This is a genomic window from Bradyrhizobium sp. CCBAU 53340 (genome assembly GCF_015291645.1).
Lineage (GTDB): Bacteria > Pseudomonadota > Alphaproteobacteria > Rhizobiales > Xanthobacteraceae > Bradyrhizobium.
Map to the genome: position 1 here is coordinate 4,733,222 of NZ_CP030055.1, position 19,270 is coordinate 4,752,491.

Annotated in this window: 16 protein-coding genes; 6 read left to right on the forward strand and 10 right to left on the reverse strand. The window is 65.2% G+C overall.

Going from position 1 to position 19,270, the window contains the following annotated elements; translation table 11 throughout:
• Positions 1–33: 33 nt before the first annotated feature.
• Positions 34–1,098, forward strand: coding sequence for a LacI family DNA-binding transcriptional regulator (locus XH89_RS22650; RefSeq protein ID WP_194462634.1), 1,065 nt, complete (start codon positions 34–36; stop codon positions 1,096–1,098).
• A 9-nt stretch (positions 1,099–1,107) separates the two neighbouring features.
• Here the strand turns inward: XH89_RS22650 and XH89_RS22655 are convergent, their stop codons facing one another.
• The 3 genes from XH89_RS22655 to guaB all read right to left on the reverse strand — a co-directional run bounded on the left by XH89_RS22655 (position 1,108) and on the right by guaB (position 4,346).
• Complete coding sequence (locus XH89_RS22655) at positions 1,108–1,404, reverse strand: hypothetical protein (protein WP_194462635.1); 297 nt, start codon at positions 1,402–1,404, stop codon at positions 1,108–1,110.
• Between the two features lie 194 nt (positions 1,405–1,598).
• Entirely contained in the window at positions 1,599–2,621 is a 1,023-nt protein-coding gene (locus XH89_RS22660) for an NADP-dependent oxidoreductase (protein WP_194462636.1), read from the reverse strand.
• A gap of 231 nt (positions 2,622–2,852) precedes the next feature.
• Positions 2,853–4,346 (reverse strand): IMP dehydrogenase, encoded by a 1,494-nt coding sequence (gene guaB / locus XH89_RS22665; protein ID WP_194462637.1) that lies wholly within the window; start codon positions 4,344–4,346, stop codon positions 2,853–2,855.
• 377 nt (positions 4,347–4,723) lie between these two features.
• Here guaB and XH89_RS22670 point away from each other — a divergent pair, with 377 nt between their 5' ends.
• Complete coding sequence (locus tag XH89_RS22670; RefSeq protein ID WP_194462638.1) at positions 4,724–6,214, forward strand: MFS transporter; 1,491 nt, start codon at positions 4,724–4,726, stop codon at positions 6,212–6,214.
• A 5-nt stretch (positions 6,215–6,219) separates the two neighbouring features.
• Here the strand turns inward: XH89_RS22670 and XH89_RS22675 are convergent, their stop codons facing one another.
• Both XH89_RS22675 and XH89_RS22680 read right to left on the reverse strand, forming a co-directional pair.
• Positions 6,220–6,906, reverse strand: a complete 687-nt coding sequence (locus XH89_RS22675; protein WP_194462639.1) for an RlmE family RNA methyltransferase — start codon at positions 6,904–6,906, stop codon at positions 6,220–6,222.
• A gap of 1 nt (position 6,907) precedes the next feature.
• Positions 6,908–7,993, reverse strand: a complete 1,086-nt coding sequence (locus XH89_RS22680; protein WP_194462640.1) for a Ppx/GppA phosphatase family protein — start codon at positions 7,991–7,993, stop codon at positions 6,908–6,910.
• Positions 7,994–8,204: 211 nt separating this feature from the next.
• On the opposite strand from XH89_RS22680, the gene XH89_RS22685 reads away from it, so the two are divergent.
• A complete protein-coding gene (locus XH89_RS22685; protein WP_194462641.1) occupies positions 8,205–10,574 on the forward strand; it encodes a xanthine dehydrogenase family protein molybdopterin-binding subunit in 2,370 nt (789 codons plus the stop codon).
• 177 nt (positions 10,575–10,751) lie between these two features.
• Here XH89_RS22685 and XH89_RS22690 read toward each other — a convergent pair whose 3' ends face one another.
• Positions 10,752–11,552 (reverse strand): hypothetical protein, encoded by an 801-nt coding sequence (locus XH89_RS22690; RefSeq protein WP_194462642.1) that lies wholly within the window; start codon positions 11,550–11,552, stop codon positions 10,752–10,754.
• A gap of 106 nt (positions 11,553–11,658) precedes the next feature.
• On the opposite strand from XH89_RS22690, the gene XH89_RS22695 reads away from it, so the two are divergent.
• From XH89_RS22695 to XH89_RS22705, 3 genes are read left to right on the forward strand one after another with little or no spacing between them, the layout of a single operon-like run.
• Entirely contained in the window at positions 11,659–12,150 is a 492-nt protein-coding gene (locus XH89_RS22695) for a YaiI/YqxD family protein (protein WP_194462643.1), read from the forward strand.
• Between the two features lie 2 nt (positions 12,151–12,152).
• The gene (locus XH89_RS22700) at positions 12,153–13,964 is read left to right on the forward strand and encodes an ABC-F family ATP-binding cassette domain-containing protein (protein ID WP_194462644.1); all 1,812 of its coding nucleotides are present in this window, start codon (positions 12,153–12,155) and stop codon (positions 13,962–13,964) included.
• Positions 13,965–13,967: 3 nt separating this feature from the next.
• On the forward strand, positions 13,968–15,047 hold the full coding sequence (locus XH89_RS22705) for a D-TA family PLP-dependent enzyme (protein ID WP_194462645.1): 1,080 nt from the start codon (positions 13,968–13,970) through the stop codon (positions 15,045–15,047).
• 138 nt (positions 15,048–15,185) lie between these two features.
• On the opposite strand, the gene XH89_RS22710 is transcribed toward XH89_RS22705, so the two are convergent.
• The 4 genes from XH89_RS22710 to XH89_RS22725 all read right to left on the reverse strand — a co-directional run bounded on the left by XH89_RS22710 (position 15,186) and on the right by XH89_RS22725 (position 19,264).
• Positions 15,186–16,360 (reverse strand): IS3 family transposase gene (locus tag XH89_RS22710; RefSeq protein ID WP_194462646.1). Its coding sequence is split into 2 segments (ribosomal slippage): positions 15,186–16,051 and positions 16,051–16,360, totalling 1,176 coding nucleotides; the frame shifts between segments, so codons are not numbered across the junction.
• A gap of 58 nt (positions 16,361–16,418) precedes the next feature.
• On the reverse strand, positions 16,419–17,594 hold the full coding sequence (locus XH89_RS22715) for a TIGR03862 family flavoprotein (RefSeq protein WP_246767587.1): 1,176 nt from the start codon (positions 17,592–17,594) through the stop codon (positions 16,419–16,421).
• 38 nt (positions 17,595–17,632) lie between these two features.
• Positions 17,633–18,550 (reverse strand): SDR family NAD(P)-dependent oxidoreductase, encoded by a 918-nt coding sequence (locus tag XH89_RS22720; RefSeq protein WP_194462647.1) that lies wholly within the window; start codon positions 18,548–18,550, stop codon positions 17,633–17,635.
• 234 nt (positions 18,551–18,784) lie between these two features.
• Positions 18,785–19,264, reverse strand: a complete 480-nt coding sequence (locus XH89_RS22725; protein ID WP_194462648.1) for a MaoC family dehydratase — start codon at positions 19,262–19,264, stop codon at positions 18,785–18,787.
• Positions 19,265–19,270: the final 6 nt, after the last annotated feature.

A 19,270-nucleotide genomic window follows, 5' to 3' on the forward strand; every position in this document is an offset into this window, starting at 1 on the left:
CAGACCACCGACTCCGGCTAACTTCAGGACTCGATGACCGATCCGGCCAAGCCGAGCTATGACGACGTGGTGCGCATTCCGGCGCCGCCCGGCCGCACCGGCGCGACCGGACGGCCGCCGCGCATCGAAGAGGTCGCGGAGCGTGCCGGTGTGTCGCCAATCACGGTATCGCGGGTGTTGCGCCATCCCGAAAAGGTCAACCGCGAGACCCGCGAGCGCATTCTCGAGGTGATAGAGGCGACAGGCTATGCCTCCAATCCGCATGCGCGCGCGCTGCGCTCGGGGCGGTCGAATGTCGTCGTGGCCTTTGTCTCGAACATTCTCAGCCAGCAATTCGGACTCGCCGTACGCAGCCTCGCCGCAACGCTCGAGCCTGAGGGTTTCGAGGTGCTGGTCGGCCAGACCTCCTACTCCTATGCCAAGGAGGTCGCGATGATCCAGTCGCTGCGCGGCATCCGGCCCGCCGCGGTAATGTTCACCGGCGTGATCGAGCTCGAGGAGAACCGTACAGCGCTCGCCGAGCTCGGCATTCCCGTGATCGAGACCTGGGCATTTCCGCGCGACCCCGTCGATATGCTGGTCGGCCTGCCCAATGCGGATGCCGGCGCAATGGCGGCGCGCAGGCTGGCTTCGGCGGGACATCGCCGCGTCGCCTTCATCGGCCGCAGCAGCGGCCGTGGCGCGCTCCGCCGCGATGGCTTTCGTGCGGCAGCCGCGCAGCTTGGCCTCGAGATCGTCCACGAGATCGGCGTCGGCGAGATCAAGGGGCTGGTCGATGGCCGCGCCGCATTCACCACCCTGCTCGACCGCGGCGATAAGATCGATGCCGTGTTCTGCGCCAACGACCTGCTTGCGACCGGCGCACTGATCGAAGCCCGCGCGCGTGGACTATCGGTGCCGCGCGATCTTGCCGTGCTCGGCTTCGGCGACAACGACGTCGCCGATCAAATCACGCCCGGCCTCACCACCATCTCGTTCGATGCCGCGGCCGTCGGCCGGATTGCGGGCGAACTGCTGCTGGCGCGCTTGTCAGGTACGCCGCGCGCCGAGCAGCGATTGGTCGTCGATCTCTTCCTGGTCGAGCGCGGCAGCGTCTGAGCGCGCCGCTCAGGCGACGCTCTTGAGATCCTGCTGGATCGCAGCGAGCAACGACTGCAGCGCCTCGCTGGTCACTGGCGTAGCCGCTTCATCGGCAGGCGCAATCCTGGCGGGCTCGGCCGCCTTGACCGGACGCTTGGGAAAGCGCGGTGGAGGCGTCGGCATCGGAGGCTGCACGAATGCGCCTTCGTCCTCGTTGTGGACGAACTTGCCGTGGATGACGTCGTCGTGGCGGCCCATGACATACATGGCCACCCAGTAGCCGGCAGCCAGAAGAATTACGCAGAAAATACCGATCTCTAACATCGCAGCACCTAAAATATGCGCGATGATTCAATGCCTTCAGCCCGGCGTCAATGAACCGTCTGTCACACGCTGCACCTTTTACGGGCAGCTGTGGCCAATCGGTAACGATTCGTTAACCAGTAGCCTTCCGGCGTGCGGCGCCGATGCAACTCCAGGACGCTCGAAGCCTCCTGGAGGCGCTCCAGTCCCTGGCTTTACGCGTTGTCCGGCCCGACCCGGACCAGCTGCTTGCCGAAATTGGCCCCCTTCAGCAGCCCGATGAAGGCGCCCGGGGCGCTCTCCAGGCCCTCGGTGACGAACTCCTTGTACTTCACCTTGCCGCCCTGGACCCATCCCGACATGTCGCGCAGGAAGTCGCCATGGCGCGAGGCGAAGTCGGAGACGATGAAGCCGCGGAAGGTCAGCCGCTTGGTGAGGATGTTGCGCATCATCGCGCCGGCCCATTTCGGCGGCTTGGCCTCGGTGTCGTTGTAATGGGCGATCAGGCCGCAGACCGGCACGCGCGCGAAGGGATTGAGCAGCGGAAACACCGCCTCGAACACGGCGCCGCCGACATTCTCGAAATAGACGTCGATGCCATCAGGGCAGGCATCCTTCAGCTTCGCAGCCAAATCAGGATCGCGGTGATCGATGCAGGCATCGAAGCCGAGCTCCTTCACCACGTAGTCGCACTTGTCCTTGCCGCCAGCGATGCCGACCGCACGCGCGCCCTTGATCTTCGCGATCTGGCCGACCGCCGAGCCGACCGCACCGGAGGCGCCGGCAACGACGACAGTCTCGCCTTCTTGCGGCTTGCCGATGTCGAGCAGGCCCGTATACGCGGTCATACCGGGCATGCCGAGCACGCCGATCGAAGTCGAGATCGGACCGAGCTTGGGATCGACCTTGATCAGCCCCTTGCCGTTCGAGGTCGCATGCGTCTGCCAGCCGGTTCGTGCGCGGACGATGTCGCCCTTGGCAAAGTCCGGATTGTTGGAGGCTACGACCTCGCTCACCGCCTCGCCTTCCATCACGCCGCCGACCGGCACCGGCGCGGCATAGGACGGCCCCTCACTCATGCGCCCGCGCATATAGGGATCGAGCGACAGCCAGACAGTGCGCAGCAGGACTTCGCCTGCGCCGGGCGTCGGCACAGCGAATTCCTCCAGACGAAAATCGGTCGGCTTGGGTTCGCCGACGGGACGCGCGGCGAGAACGATGCGTTTTGCTTGGGTCATGGCTTCCTCCTGACTGCTTGTTGCAGTCATTTAGGAGGTGCGCGGGAATGAAGCAAATCCACACGCTCGGTGTCATCGCCCGCGAAGGCGGGCGATCCAGTATTCCAGAGACAGCAGTGATTGAACCGAAGGGCTGCGGCGTACTGGATGCCCCGCCTTCGCGGGGCATGACACCGTCATTTTGGCGGGCGCGTCGCAATCCGACGCGCAGCCGAAAACAGAGCGGAGTGACTAGCCCCCGCCCGGATAGTTCGGGCTTTCGCGCGTGATGGTCACGTCGTGGACGTGGCTTTCGCGCAAGCCCGCGCCGGTGATGCGGACGAACTGCGCCTTCTCGTGCAGCTCCTTCATGTCCTTGGCGCCGACATAGCCCATCGCGGCGCGGAGGCCACCGGCGAGCTGGTGCATGACGTTGCCGACCGGGCCCTTGTACGGCACCTGGCCCTCGATGCCCTCAGGGACGAGCTTGAGGGAATCCTTGATGTCCTGCTGGAAGTAGCGGTCGGCAGAGCCGCGCGCCATTGCGCCGACCGAGCCCATGCCGCGATAGGCCTTGTAGGAGCGGCCCTGCCACAGGAACACTTCGCCGGGCGTCTCGTCGGTGCCGGCGAGCAGCGAACCGACCATCGCGATGTCGGCACCGGCGGCAAGCGCCTTGGCAAGATCGCCGGAGAACTTGATGCCGCCGTCGGCGATGACGGGAATGTCTGACTTCTTGGCTGCCTCGACCGCATCCATGATCGCGGTGAGCTGGGGCACGCCGACGCCAGCGACGATGCGCGTGGTGCAAATCGAGCCGGGACCAATGCCGACCTTGATGCAGTCGGCACCCGCATCGATCAGCGCCTGTGCGCCGTCCGAGGTCGCGACGTTGCCAGCGACGACCTGCACGGAGTTGGACAGGCGCTTGATGCGATTGACGGCGTGCAGCACGTGGCGGGAATGACCGTGCGCAGTGTCGACGACGACGAGGTCGACGCCGGCATCGATCAGCCGTTCGGTGCGCTCGAAGCCGGTGTCGCCGACCGTGGTGGCGGCGGCAACGCGCAGGCGTCCCTGCGCATCCTTGCAGGCCAGCGGATGGGCGACTGCCTTCTCCATGTCCTTCACGGTGATCAGGCCGACGCAGCGATATTGGTCGTCGACGACCAGCAGCTTCTCGATGCGGTGCTTGTGTAGCATCCGCCGCGCTTCGTCCTGGCTGACATTCTCGCGCACGGTGACGAGGTTCTCGTGCGTCATCAGCTCGGAGACTCTTTGCCGGCGGTCGGTGGCAAACCGCACGTCGCGGTTGGTGAGGATGCCGACCAGCTTGCCGGGCGTGTTCTTGCCGGCGCCGGTGACGACGGGAATGCCGGAGATGCCGTGATCGCTCATCAGCTTGAGCGCGTCGTCGAGCGTGGCCTCGGGGCTGATGGTGAGCGGGTTCACCACCATGCCCGACTCGTAGCGTTTGACCTGACGGACCTGGGCGGCCTGCCCTTCGGGGTCGAAATTGCGGTGGATGACGCCGAGGCCGCCGGCCTGCGCCATGGCGATCGCCATGCGGGCCTCGGTGACGGTGTCCATGGCGGAGGCCATGATCGGGATGTTGAGCGGGATGGCGCGGGTGACGCGGGAACGGATGTCGACCTCGCCCGGCATGACGTCGGACAGGCCCGGCTTCAGCAGCACGTCGTCGAACGTAAAGGCTTCGCGGATGCCTTGAAGTTGCACCGTGGCCATATGCCAACTCCTTCCTGCGGCCGTGCCGCAAATGATTATGGATGAGCGCCGCCCTCAGCGTACCTTGCGGCATCGCCTTGAGAATCGGAGCCCATCGGTGGGGTTGACGCGGGTCGATAGCACGGCCGCGCGACGAATCAAAGCAAATCGGACCGCCGGCCAGCCATGCACAGGCTTTTTACGTAAATTTCGGCGGGGAAAGCCCGGCGGAAGCCCACCCAGCCGTCATTCCGGGGCTCGCGCCGGGCGGCGGCCGGGGAATGACGAAGGAGCGAGCGCAGGATTTAGGTGCTATGCGTCGATCCGCAATGGTCCGGCGCCGACGGCGATGATAAGCCGCAGCTCTCGCTCCTCCCCGTGTCCATTACCAATCCGTCATGGTCGACAAGCAACGCATCATTCCGCTGATCGTGGCCACCGCTCTCTTCATGGAGAACATGGACTCCACGGTCATCGCCACCTCGCTGCCGGCGATCGCGGCCGACATCGGCACCAGCCCGCTGACGCTGAAGCTCGCCATCACCTCCTACCTGCTGTCGCTTGCGGTGTTCATCCCGGCGAGCGGCTGGACCGCCGACAGGTTCGGCGCGCGCATGGTGTTCGCAATCGCCGTCGGCGTGTTCATGATCGGCTCGGTCGGCTGCGCGCTGTCGGGCTCGGTCACCGACTTCGTGTTCGCACGCATCCTCCAGGGCATGGGCGGGGCGATGATGACGCCGGTCGGACGTCTCGTGCTGCTGCGCTCGGTCGACAAGAGCGCGCTGGTCAATGCGATGGCCTGGGTGACCGTCCCTGCCCTGATAGGCCCCGTGATCGGGCCGCCGCTCGGCGGCTTCATCACCACTTACGCCTCGTGGCACTGGATCTTCCTGATCAACATTCCGATCGGGCTGCTCGGCATCTTCATGGCCTTGAAGTTCATCGATCCCATCAAGAGCGAGACGCAGGAAAAGTTCGATCTCTACGGCATGGTGCTCGCAGGCCTGGGCCTTGCCGGCATCGCATTTGGCCTTTCGGTCGCCGGCCTCAATCTGCTGCCCTGGAGCACGGTGGCAGCATTGGTTGCGGGCGGAGCAATCTCGATGACGCTCTATGTCATTCATGCCCGGCGGACCGGATCGCCGGTGCTGGATTTCTCGCTGCTCAGGCTGCCGACGTTGCGCGCGGCCATTCTCGGCGGCTTCCTGTTCCGGCTCGGCATCGGCGCGCTGCCCTTCCTGCTGCCGCTCTTGATGCAGATCGGATTCGGCCTGTCGCCGTTCCATTCCGGCCTCGTCACCTTTGCCTCCTCGCTCGGCGCGATGGGCATGAAGACGCTGGCCGCGCGCCTGATCCGCGCCTTCGGCTTCCGCAATCTGATGACGGTGAACGCGGTCGTCAGCGCATTCTTCCTCGGCGTCTGCGCGCTGTTCACGGTGACGACGCCGCTGCTGATCATCATGGTGATCCTAGTGGTCGGCGGTTTCTTCCGTTCGCTCGAGTTCACCGCGATCAACACGGTGGCCTATGCCGACGTCGAGAGCCCGCAGATGAGCCGCGCCACCACACTCGTCAGCGTCAACCAGCAGCTCGCCGTCTCCGCCGGCGTCGCGGTCGGCGCGGCATCGGTGGAGACCACGATGTGGCTCAGCCATGTCAGCGAGCTCAACGCCACCGTGTTCGCGCCGGCCTTCGTCGTGGTGGCGCTGACCTCGGCGGCGTCGAGCTGGTTCTTCTGGCAGATGCCGAGCGATGCCGGCCACGAGATCTCGGGCCGCAAGGCGATCGAGGTCGCAAGCCGCAAGGGTGCTGCCAAGAGCGCCGCGACAGCCGCCGTCAAGACGGCGACGGAAGACACGCAGGACATGCGGGATCAGCGGCTGGGGTAGCGAGGCTACGCCTTCGCCTCGCCGCGAAATCCCGTCGCCAGCACATAGCGCTCGGACGAATCCTGCCGGCTCGCGGCCGGCTTGACGTGGCGCACGGTGGCAAAATCGCGCTTGAGCTGGGCCAGCAGATCGGCATCGGCGCCGCTCTGGAAGGTCTTGGCCAGGAACGTACCGCCGGGCTTGAGCACGTCGCAGGCAAAGGCCGCCGCCGTTTCGACCAGGCCGACGATGCGGAGCTGGTCGGTCTTGCGATGGCCGGTGGTGTTGGCGGCCATGTCGGACATCACGACATCGGCCTTGCCGCCCAGCATCGCCGTGAGCTTGTCCGGCGCGTCATTGTCCATGAAGTCGAGCTGCGCGAAATCGACGCCGGGAATCTCCGGCATCTCCAGCAGGTCGATCGCGACGACCTTGCCCTTGCCTTCCGTCGAGCCGACGCGCTTGGCCGCGATCTGGCTCCAGCCGCCGGGTGCCGCGCCGAGATCGACCACGGCCATGCCGGGCTTCAGCAGCCGAAACTTGTCGTCGATCTCGAGCAGCTTGAACGCGGCGCGCGAGCGATAGCCCGCGGCCTTTGCCTTGGCGACATAGGGATCGTTGAGCTGCCGCTCCAGCCACAGCTTCGACGACAATTTGCGCTTGCCGCCGGTCTTGACCTGGACGTGCAAGCGGCCGGTGGTGTCTCTCGCCATCTCACCAGCTCCTGAGCGCGCCGTCCTCGCGCATCATCTCGACCAGCATGCCTTCGCGCAAGCCCCGGTCGGCGACGCGCAGGCGCGGCAGCGGAAAGGCGCGGCGGATCGCATCGAGGATGGCGCAGCCGGCCAGCACGAGATCGGCGCGCTCGACGCTGATGCAGCTGTTGCCCGCGCGCTCCTCGTAGCTCATGCCAAGCAGCTTGTTGATGGTCGCGGTGATGTCGGAATCGTTCATCCAGATGCTGTCGATGCGGCGGCGATCATAGCGCACGAGATTGAGATGGATGCCGGCAAGCGTCGTGACGGTGCCCGACGTGCCGAGCAGATGCATGTCGGTGAGATCGCGGCCGTGCTCCGCGGCGAACGGAGCAACGTAATTGGCGACCTCCTGCTCCATCGCGGCATAGACCTCCGGCGTGACGTCGCGGCCGCCGAATTGCTCGGCCAGCGTCACGACACCAAGCGGGATCGACATCCACGCCTTGATCCGCGGTTCCGGATTGGCGGGATCGCGTTCGATCCGCACCAGCTCGGTCGAGCCGCCACCGATGTCGAACAGGATGGCGCCGCGTCCTTTGGGGTCGACCAGCGGCGAGCAGCCGAGCATGGCAAGCGAAGCCTCGGTCTCGCGGTCGATCACCTCGAGCTCGATGCCGGTCTCGGCGGCGACGCGGCTACGGAATCCTTCCGCGTTCGAGGCTGCCCGGCAGGCCTCGGTCGCAATCAGCCGCAGCCGCTTGGCCTTGCGCAGGTTGATCTTGTCCCGGCAAATGCTGAGCGCGGCGATGGCGCGATCGATCGCGGCCTCGCTGATGCAGCCGGTGGCCGAGACACCTTCGCCGAGCCGGATGATGCGCGAGAAGGAATCGACCACGCGGAAGCCGTCGTGGGTGGGACAGGCGATCAGGAGCCTGCAATTGTTGGTGCCGAGGTCGAGCGCCGCATAGACGCCGGTTCCCGGCGCCTGCACGGGGACGGCAGGCTCCGTGGCCAACGCCACCGCCGCCATCGACCCCTCCAGCTCACCGTGCGGCCCATGTTGGCTTACATGGCCGTCGCGGAGCCGCGTGTGGTCATTCATACAAACTGTCTTTCCGCGGCCGGTCGGGCCGGTCAGGAATTGCTTTTTCGCCTGAAACATTAGCAGCGCGGCGGGCCTGCGCAACATCGCATCACATAGGACCATGCCCATTCGTGCGTTGTCGTGAACGGGACCGTGGGCTATTTTTGAAGCGTCCGGTCCTCCAGGCGCCCCCCAAAACGCGCGATTGCCGGCTTTTCAGGTCAATTCCATGCAAGAACACACCAAATCGTCCACGCTCGAAAACGCTATTGCACTGCAAAAATATGGTGTCGGGCAGCCGGTCCGCCGCAAGGAGGACGACACGCTGGTGCGCGGCAAGGGCCGCTACACCGACGATTTCAACCTGCCCGGCCAGGCCTACGCCGTGATCGTCCGCTCCACCCACGCCCATGGCGTGATCCGCGGCATCGGCATCGAGGCCGCCAAGGCGATGCCGGGCGTGCTGGGGGTGTGGACGGGCAAGGATCTCGATGCCGCCGGCTATGGTCCCTTCACCTGCGGGCTGCCACTGAAGAGCCGCGACGGCTCACCCCTGCTGCAGACCAACCGCCAGCCGCTGGCAACCGACAAAGTCCGCTTCGTCGGCGACCCCGTCGCCTTCGTCGTCGCGGAGACGCTGGCGCAGGCCCGCGATGCGGCCGAGGCGGTCGAGCTCGATATCGAGCCGCTGCCGGCGGTGACCGATCCCGAGGAAGCCACCAAGCCCGGCGCAGCGCAGCTCTATGATCACATCCCGAACAACGTCGCGCTCGACTATCACTATGGCGACACGGAGAAGGTGAACGCGGCTTTCGCCAGCGCCGCCCATGTCACCAAGGTCGACATCGAGAACACCCGTGTCGCCGTGGTGTCGATGGAACCGCGCGTCGGACTTGCCTCCTACGACAAGAAGACCGAGCGCTACACCATCCAGATGCCGACGCAGGGCGTCGCGGGCAACCGCGCCAACCTCGCCAAGAACCTGAAGGTGCCGAACGAGAAGGTACGCATCCTCACCGCCAATGTCGGCGGCTCGTTCGGCATGAAGAACGTCAACTATCCCGAGTACATGTGCATTCTGTACGCGGCGAAGGCGCTGGGACGCCCGGTGAAGTGGCTCGACGAGCGCTCCACCAGCTTCCTGTCCGACAGCCATGGCCGCGCGCAGAAGATTCATGCCGAGCTCGCGCTCGACGCCGAGGGGCATTTCCTCGCAGCAAGACTGTCCGGCTACGGCAATCTCGGCGCCTATATCACCGGCGTTGCGCCGAGCCCGCTCTCGCTCAACACCGGCAAGAACTTTTCCAGCGTCTATCGCACGCCGCTGATGGCGATCGACATCAAGACGGTGCTGACCAACACCACGCTGATGGGCGCCTATCGCGGCGCCGGCCGGCCCGAGGCGAACTACTACATGGAGCGGCTGATTGACCGCGCCGCCGACGAGATGGGCATCAACCGGCTGACCTTGCGCAAGCGCAACTTCATCAAGCCGAACCAGATGCCCTTCCCGGCCTCGTCAGGCGTCACCTATGACAGCGGCGACTTCCAGGCGGTGTTCAGCAAGGCGCTCGAAATCTCCGACCATGAGAACTTTGCCAAGCGCAAGAAGGAGAGCAAGAAGGCGGGCAAGCTGCGCGGCATCGCCGTCGGCTCCTATCTCGAGGTCACTGCACCGCCAGGCCCAGAGCTCGGCAAGATCGTGTTCGATCCTGACGGCACCGTGCAGCTGATCACCGGCACGCTCGACTACGGCCAAGGCCACGCCACGCCGTTCGCGCAGGTCCTGTGCGCGCAGCTTGGCGTTCCCTTCGAGAGCGTGAAACTGGTGCAGGGCGACAGCGACATCGTCCACGCCGGCAACGGCACCGGCGGCTCGCGCTCGATCACGGCCAGCGGCATGGCGATCGTCGAGGCCTCGAAGCTGATCATCGAAAAGGGCAAGCGCGCCGCTGCGCACATGCTGGAAGCCTCCGAGGCCGACATCGAGTTCGAAGGCGGCAGCTTCACCATCGCCGGCACCGACCGCAGCATCGACATCATGGAGCTCGCCAGGAAGCTGCATGACGGCAAGGTGCCTGATGGCGTGCCTGACTCGCTCGATGTTGATCACACCACCGAGCCGGTGCCCTCGGCCTTTCCCAACGGCTGCCATGTCGCCGAAGTCGAGATCGATCCTGACACGGGCGTCGTGGAAATCGTGCGCTACAGCGCGGTGAACGATTTCGGCACGGTGATCAACCCGATGCTGGTCGCAGGCCAGCTCCATGGCGGCGTCGTCCAGGGCATCGGGCAGGCGCTGATGGAGCACATCCGCTACGACGAGAGTGGCCAGCCGATCACGGGCTCGCTGATGGACTACGCCCTGCCGCGCGCCGGCGACGTGCCCAACATGACGGTCGGCGACCACCCGGTGCCGGCCACGACCAATCCGCTCGGCAGCAAGGGCTGCGGCGAAGCCGGCTGCGCCGGCAGCCTTTCGACGGTGGTGAATGCGGTGCTGGATGCGTTGTCAGACTACGGCATCAAGCACATCGACATGCCCTTGACGCCCGAGCGGGTGTGGCGCGCGATCCAGGACGCGAAGAGCGCGGCGTAAGGCTGCCCTTCCGCATCCACAACAACGCTGTCATCGCCCGGCTTGACCGGGCGATCCAGTATTCCAGAGACGGCGCGCAAAAGCCGATGGGCTGCGGCGTACGGATGCCCCGGTCAAGCCGGGGCATGACACCGCATTTGTGGCGAAAACCTCGAGTCCAGCAAACGCTAAAGCTCCCTACGCCGCCGCCTGCTCCCGCGGCTGGTAGATCGCGGTGTGCTGGCACTGCGCGATCGGGGTTGTGCCGTTGGCGATGACCAGCGCGTCGAGCTCGACGAAGCGGTGGCCTTTCTTCTCGTAGGTTGCGGTGACCTTCGCCCGCGCGACGATCTCGTCGCCGGCGCGCGTGGCGGAGAGCAGTTGCATGCGGCTGCCGACATGGATCCACGGGCCCAGGATGGTGTTGTCCACCAGCACGCGGTTCATCACACGCTGGATCAGGCCAGGATGGCCGAGCCCCTCGCGCGCAAAAATCGGATCGGTCTCCCTGACATCGGCGAGATAGTCGCTCGCCGCCTGGCCGGCCCAGCGGCGCGGCGTCGTGCCAAGCCATTTGCCCGTCGCGAAGATGTCAGGACTGACCGGCTTGCGCTCGGCGACTGCGGGCACTTCGACATAGTCGCCCAATGACACCACAGGCGCGGCCACCGGCAGTGAGGCCGTGCCCGTCGCGCACAGCTCGGTGCGGCTGAACACCTCGATCGTGAGCAGGCCATTGTGTTCAGTGGCGTCGACATCGGCGGTCTCGCCGTCATAAACCGGCTTGATGAAGCGTGCTTCGACCAGCCCGCGCGACAGGAAATCGCGCCCCCAGCGCGCAATCGGGACGTGCAACATATAGGCGAATACATCGACGCCGGGGACCAGGCCGCCCGAAAAGCCGAAGCGACGCGCCACCGTATCGTCATGCATCTTGTTTTCGGACTGTTTGGCGGTGTTGTACGCCTCGACGCGCCAGGTTTCGAGCCGGTTCGGCATGGTTTGGCTTCCCCATATTCTTGTTATTTCCTGGCTGATCGTAGGGCCCCGGGAACAGCGGTCAATCCCCTCGCCTTTGCGGCCCGAATGGGGTACCACGCGGCGAATGACTGACACCCCCACCCGCATCTATGTCGACGCCGACGCCTGCCCGGTGAAGGACGAGATCTATCGTGTCGCGCTCCGGCATAACGTGCCGGTCAGCGTGGTTGCCGGTAACTTCATTCGCGTGCCCCAGGACCCACTGATCGAGCGCATCGCCGCCGGCTCCGGCATGGACGCGGCCGACGACTGGATCGCCGAGCGGGCGAGGCCCGGCGACGTCGTCATCACGTCAGACATTCCGCTCGCCAGCCGCTGCGTGAAGGCAGGCGCTGACGTGATCGCACCGAACGGCAAGCCGTTTACCGAAGAGTCGATCGGGATGACGCTGGCGGTACGCAACCTGATGACGGATCTGCGTTCGGCCGGCGAGGTCACCGGCGGTCCGCGCTCGTTCGCGCCGCGCGACCGCTCCGCCTTCCTGTCGGCGCTCGACCAGACACTGCGCAGGATCCAGCGTCGCCGCGCCGATCAGGCCGCAACGAACCAAGGCTGACGATGGCGCCCCCGCTGATCCAACTCAAAGACATCAAGCTGAACTTCGGCGGCACGCCTTTGCTGTCAGGTGTCGAGCTCAACGTCGCGCCATCCGAGCGCGTCTGCCTGATCGGCCGCAACGGCTCCGGCAAATCGACGCTGCTGAAGATCGCGGCCGGCCTTGTCGAGGCCGACAGTGGCACGCGCTTCGTGCAGCCGGGCGCCACCGTTCGCTATCTTCCGCAGGAGCCGGATTTTGGCGAGCACAAGACCACGCTTGCCTATGTCGAGTCCGGGCTCGCGCCCGGCGACGACCAGCATCAGGCACGTTATCTGCTGGAGCAGCTCGGTCTCACCGGTGAGGAGAACCCGCACAACCTCTCCGGCGGCGAAGCCCGTCGCGCGGCACTGGCCTATGTGCTGGCGCCCTCGCCCGACATCCTGCTGCTGGACGAGCCGACCAACCATCTCGATCTCGCCACCATCGAATGGCTGGAGCAGGAGCTCGACTCCAGGCGCAGTGCGCTCGTCATCATCAGTCATGACCGCCGCTTCCTCACCAATCTGTCACGTTCGACGGCCTGGCTGGACCGTGGCAAGATCAAGCAGATCGATCGCGGCTTCGCCTCGTTCGAGAGCTGGCGCGACGAAGTGCTGGCCGAGGAAGAGCGCGACCAGCACAAGCTCGACCGCAAGATCGTCGACGAGGAGCACTGGCTGCGCCACGGCGTGTCCGGCCGGCGCAAGCGCAACGTTAAGCGACTCGCCAACCTGCACGCGCTACGCGACCAGCGCCGCAACTATCGTGGCACCGCCGGCAGCGCCACGCTTGCCGCCGCGGAAGCCGAGCAATCCGGCAGGCTGGTGATCGAGGCGAAGGGCATCACCAAGGCCTATGGCGAGCGCAAGATCGTCGAGAACTTCTCGACCCGCATCCAGCGCGGCGACCGGCTTGGCATCATCGGCCCGAACGGCGCCGGCAAGACCACGCTGGTCAATCTGCTCACGGGCGGCATCCAACCGGATTCCGGCACGCTTCGGCTCGGCGCCAATCTGGAAATGGCGACGCTCGACCAGCATCGCGAAAGTCTCGATCCGAAATCGACGCTGGCGGAGGCCCTCACCGGCGGCCGCGGCGACCACGTCATGGTCGGTGGCAAGCCGAAGCATGTCGTCGGCTACATGAAGGACTTCCTGTTCGCGCAGGAGCAGCGCGGCACGCCGCTGGAGGTGCTCTCCGGCGGCGAGCGCGGCCGCCTGATGCTGGCACGCGCGCTGGCAAAACCGTCGAACCTTCTGGTGCTGGACGAGCCGACCAACGACCTCGATCTCGAAACCCTCGACGTGCTCGAGGAGATGCTCGGCGATTACGAGGGTACGGTCATCCTGATCAGCCACGACCGCGACTTCCTCGACCGTGTCGTCACCTCGGTGATCGCGCCCGAGGGCAACGGCAAGTGGATCGAATATGCCGGTGGCTACAGCGACATGCTGGCGCAGCGCGGTGCGGATTTGAAGCGAGAGACGGCGAAGACGCAGGCGCCAGCGGAGAAGAAAGAGGAACGCGCAGCGGCTCCCACGTCGGCACCGAAACGGAAGCTGAGCTTCAACGAGAAGCATGCGCTGGAAACACTGCCGAAGAAGATGGAAACGTTGCACGCCGATATCGCCAAGCTCCAACGGGTGCTCGATGATCCCAATCTCTACACCAAGGATCGCAAGACATTCGACGACACGTCAGCCGCCATCGCCAAGGCGCATGAAGAACTCTCCGCCGCCGAAGAGCGCTGGCTCGAACTTGAAATGCTTCGCGAAGAGATAGAACAGGCATAACCAATGACCACTCCCCTCGCCGCCAAGATCGCCCGCGAATACGGCACGCCCTGTGCCGTCATCGACATGGACAGGGTCGAGCGCAACATCGCGCGAATCCAGAAAGCCTGCGATGATGCCGGCGTTGCCAATCGCCCGCACATCAAGACGCACAAGAACCCGACCATTGCCAGGATGCAGGTCGCGGCCGGCGCCAAGGGCATCACCTGCCAGAAGATCGGCGAGGCCGAGATCATGGCCAATGCCGGCATCGACGATATCCTGATCAGCTACAATCTCTTGGGCGAAGAGAAGATGGCGCGGCTCGGCGCGCTCAATGCCAAGACCAGGATGACAGTTGCCGCCGATAATTCGACCGTCGTTGCGGGCTTGCCGAAGGCCGCCGAGGCCTCGGGCCGTCCGCTCTCGGTCGTCGTCGAATGCGACACGGGACGCAAGCGCGCCGGCGTCGAGACGCCGGCGGAAGCGATCGCGCTGGCACGCGAGATCGCCGCATCCAAGGGGCTCGAGTTCGCCGGATTCATGCTGTATCCGACCGAAACCGGCTGGGCGGATGCGCAAAAATTCTACGACGAAGCGCTGGCCGGCGTGCGCGCGCACGGGCTCGACGCCAAGATCGTCTCGACCGGCGGCACGCCGAACCTCGTCAACATCGGCAAGCTCAAGGGCGGTACCGAGCACCGCTTCGGCACCTATATCTACAACGACCGCATGCAGGTCGCGGCCGGCGTCGCCGGCTGGGACGACTGCGCGCTCCACATCTACTCGACGGTGGTGAGCCGCGCCGCTCCCGAGCGCGGCATTCTCGATGCCGGCTCCAAGACGCTGACGACGGATACCGGCGGACTCGACGGCCATGGCCTGATCCTCGAGCATCCCGAAGCCAAGATCGCAAAGTTCGCCGAGGAACACGGCTTCCTCGACCTATCCCGCAGCAACACGCGGCCGAACGTCGGCGACGTCGTCCGCATCGTGCCGAACCATGTCTGCGTCGTCGTCAACATGATGGACGAGGTCGTGATGGTCCGCGGCGAGGAGATCATCGGCACGCTGCCAGTGGCGGCGCGGGGGAAGCTGCGGTAGGGCACGCAGCCCTCTCAACCGTCATTGCGAGGAGCGAAGCGACGAAGCAATCCAGACTACCTCCGCAGAGGCATGCTGGATTGCGTCGCTGCGCTCGCGATGACGGTGGTGATCTTCCCCCAAAAAAGTGGACAGGGATCAAGCCGATTTTAGCTCCATCTCGGCTGGGCTGATATAGCCGATGGCCGAGTGTCTGCGGTGATTGTTGTAGAAGCCCTCGATGTAAGTGAAGATGTCGCGCTCTGCGTCATTGCGGGTTGCATATTGGCAGTGATGGATCAGCTCGGTCTTCAGCGTGTGGAAGAAGCTTTCCATCGGGGCATTGTCGTAGCAATCGGCTCTGCGACTCATCGACGGCCGGAAGCCGGCGGCTTGCAGCGCCTGGCGGTACTCGGTTGAAGCATATTGAGTGCCGCGATCGGAGTGATGGATCAAACCGGCGCTGGGCTTTTGTCCCTTGATCGCCATCCGCAATGCGGCAAGCGGTAGTTCGGCGCGCAGATGTTCGTCCATCGCCCACCCCACGATACGGCGGCTGTGCAAATCCATGATGGCGGCCAGGTACAACCATCCCTGGCCGGTCCAGACATAAGTGATGTCGGCGAGCCAAATCTGATTGCGCATGGCGGCCGAGAAGTTCCGGCCGAGCAGGTTCGGCGCGATCGGGAAGCCATGCCCACTGTCGGTGGTGCGGCATCGTCGCGGCCCGGCCGAGACGGCCCGAACAGCGTGGTGGCGCATCTGCCGCTCGATCCGGCCACGGCTTGCACGATGGCCCTGGGCTTTGAGTTCGGCATGGATGCGCGGGCTGCCATAGCGGCCATGGCTGTCGCGATGAACCCGCTTGATGTCCTCCAACAACTCTCGATTGGCAGCGGCCCGGGGGCTTTCCGGCCGCGACCGCCAGGCATAGTAGCCCGCGGGCGAGACGCCGAGCACACGGCACATGATCTGGACCGGATAGTCCGCACGGCGATCTTCGATGAAGCGGAACCTCATGTCCGGGGTCCAGCAAAGATCGCGATCGACTTTTTTAAAATGTCGCGCTCCATGCGCAACTGTTCGTTTTCCCGCTGCAACCGTGCGATCACGTCAGCCTGGTCCGCCGACGGCACCGCCGCTTGCGACGTGGGCGCCGCAGCGCTGCCGCCGGCTACCACCGTGCTCCGCTCCTTCACCCATCGGCTGAGCACGGAGCCGTCAAGCCCGAGCTCCTTCGATACCGACTTCGCCGAGCGGCCGCTCGACAAAACCAGATCAACTGCCTGCCGCTTGTACTCGTCCGAATAGGACCGACGCCGCCGTTTCGCCATCTGACACCTCTCGCTGCCTAAGCTATAGGTGTCCACCGATTTAGGGGAGGCTCAGTGGTTAGCGTTTGAGCCAAGCGAGCGCACCCCTGCCCGCAGCCGCCCCCGTCGCGAACGAGGCCTGAAGCAGATAGCCGCCGGTGGGCGCCTCCCAATCCAGCATCTCCCCGGCGGCGAACACGCCAGGCAGTTTGCGCAACATGAAGTGATCGTCGAGTTCGTCGAAGGAAATCCCGCCTGCGGTCGAGATGGCGCGATCGAGCGGGGCAACGCCGGTGAGTTGCACCGGAATCGCATTCACGAGATCCGCGAGCTCGGCCGGCGAGAACGCAGCCAGCGGCCGCCCGGATGCGATGGCTGCCTCCTGCATCAGGCCGATGCCGACCGGTGACAATTGCGCGGCCTTGCGCAGGAAGTTGGCCAGCGATTGCTTGCCACGGTTACCTGACAGGCGCTTGGTCAGCGCATCAGCACCGAGGTCGGGCCGCAATGCGATCATCAGCGTCGCCTTCCCGATCCCCAGCACAGCCTCGCGCAACTCCGCCGAGAGCGCGTAGATCGCGCCGCCTTCGATGCCGCTGCGGGTAATCATCGCTTCGCCGCGCACCGTGTGCGCGCCGATGGTCAGCGCCACGCCCTTGAGCGGCTGACCTTCAAAACGATCGCGAAACACGTCGGACCACGCGACCGTAAAGCCGGAATTGGCTGATCGAAGCTTCGAGATGGCAACGCCTTTGGCCGCCAGGATATCGACCCACGCACCATCGGATCCCAATCGCGGCCAGCTCGCACCACCGAGCGCGAGTACCGCTGCCCTGGCGGCGACAGCTCGCAGGCCATCGGGCGTTTGCAATTCCAGCTGCCTCTTCTCGTCCCAGCCGGTCCAGCGATGCCGAAACGCGAACTGCACACCAGCGGCATCAAGGCGGCGCAGCCAGGCACGCAGCAAGGGCGAGGCCTTGAACGTTTTCGGAAACACCCGCCCGCTGCTGCCGATGAAAGTCAGCTGCCCGAGGCCTGCGCTCCAGTCGCGTAACGCATCAGGCGGAAACGCCTCGACCGCAGCGCGCAAATGCGGCATCGCCTCCCGGTAGCGAGGGAGGAATTCCGTCAACGGCTCACTGTGGGTGAGGTTGAGCCCGCCCCGGCCGGCCATCAAAAATTTGCGGCCCGCCGACGGCATGGCGTCGTAGACGGTGACGCTGGCGCCGCCTTGCGCCAGCACTTCCGCCGCCATCAGCCCGGCGGGACCGGCACCGATGACGGCGACGTCAGTCAGAGCTTGATCCCCGCCCGTGCCGCAGCCTGGGCCACGTATTTCTGCGTCTGCTCGAAGGCGCCGGTCAGCGCCTTCGCCTTCGACATGTCGCTGATCTCGGCGAAATGCGCGGCGATCGCGTCCGGCGTCCAGTCGGATTCCGGCAGGTTGATGCCTTCGCTCTCGATGATCTTGATCACCGCGAAGGAGCCGGCGCCGGCACCCATGATGGTGCGGGTCGGCGCGTCTTCGCTGAGCATATACTCCACCGCAGGCGTGATCGCATTCGGCTTCATCAGCTGCAGCGCCTGCGGCGGCAGCAGCTCCTCGGTCATGCGGGTCGCGGCGGTCGGCGAGATGATGTTGACGCGGATGTTGTTCTTGCGGCCCTCTTCCGCAAGCACGTTCATCAGGCCGACCATGCCTGATTTCGCCGCGCCGTAATTGGCCTGGCCGAAATTGCCGTAGAGGCCGGAAGACGAGGTCGTCAGCACGATGCGGCCGTAGTTGCGGTCGCGCATCCCGGCCCAGACTGCCTTGCAGCAGTAGAACGTGCCGACGAGATGCACGTCGAGCACCTTCTGGAAATCGGCAGCTTCCATCTTGCCGAACGATTTGTCGCGCAGGATGCCGGCGTTGGCGCACATGATGTCGACGCTGCCCCACTCCTTGGTGGCGCGCTCGACCATGGCGGTGACCTGCTCGAAGTTCGAGACGTCGGCGCCGTCGGCCATCGCCGTGCCGCCCGCCTTGCGAATCTCCTCGACCACGGCTTCCGCCGGCGACAGCGAGCCGCCGCTGCCATCACGCGCACCGCCGAAATCGTTGACCACGACTTTCGCGCCGCGGCTCGCAAGGCCCAGCGCATGCGCCTTGCCGAGACCATTGCCCGCGCCGGTGACGATGGCGACGCGTCCGTCGAACCTGATTGCCATGAGTGCGTTTCCTTTCTTCCTTCTCCCTTGTGGGAGAAGGTGGCGCGCGTAAGCGCGTCGGATGAGGGGTATCTCTCGGCAGCGGAGCTCGTGGAGAGATACCCTCACCCGGCTTCGCTTTCGCGAAGCCACCCTCTCCCACAGGGGGAGAGGGTCAGAGCGCTCCGCGAGAGATTTGGTCAGCTTTTGAGCAGCGATGGGTTGCCGGGTCAAGCCCGGCCATGGCGGGCTGGTTTACGCGAGATAGATCAGACCCAGCCAATCCGCGACCAGCGCGGGCTTGTCCTCGCCTTCGATCTCCACCGTCACATTGGTACGGGACTGCAATTCGCCTGGTTTGCGCAGCTTGGCTTCCGCAAGCACGAAACGGCCGCGGATGCGCCTGCCCGAACGGACCGGCGAGATGAAGCGCAGCTTGTCGAAGCCGTAGTTCACGCCCATCGTGGTGCCCGCAATCGCCGGCATCACTTCGTAGGACATCACCGACAACATCGACATCGTCAGGAAACCGTGCGCGATGGTGGCGCCGAACGCGGTCTCCTGCTTCGCCCTCTCGGGGTCGACATGAATGAATTGATGATCCTCGGTGACGCCCGCGAAGGTGTCGATGCGGGGCTGGTCGATCAGGTGCCAGGACGACACGCCGATCTCCTTGCCGACCATGGCCTGATAGGCCTCGAGCGTGATCGGCGGCTTCTTCCAGATTTGGTTCATTTCGCT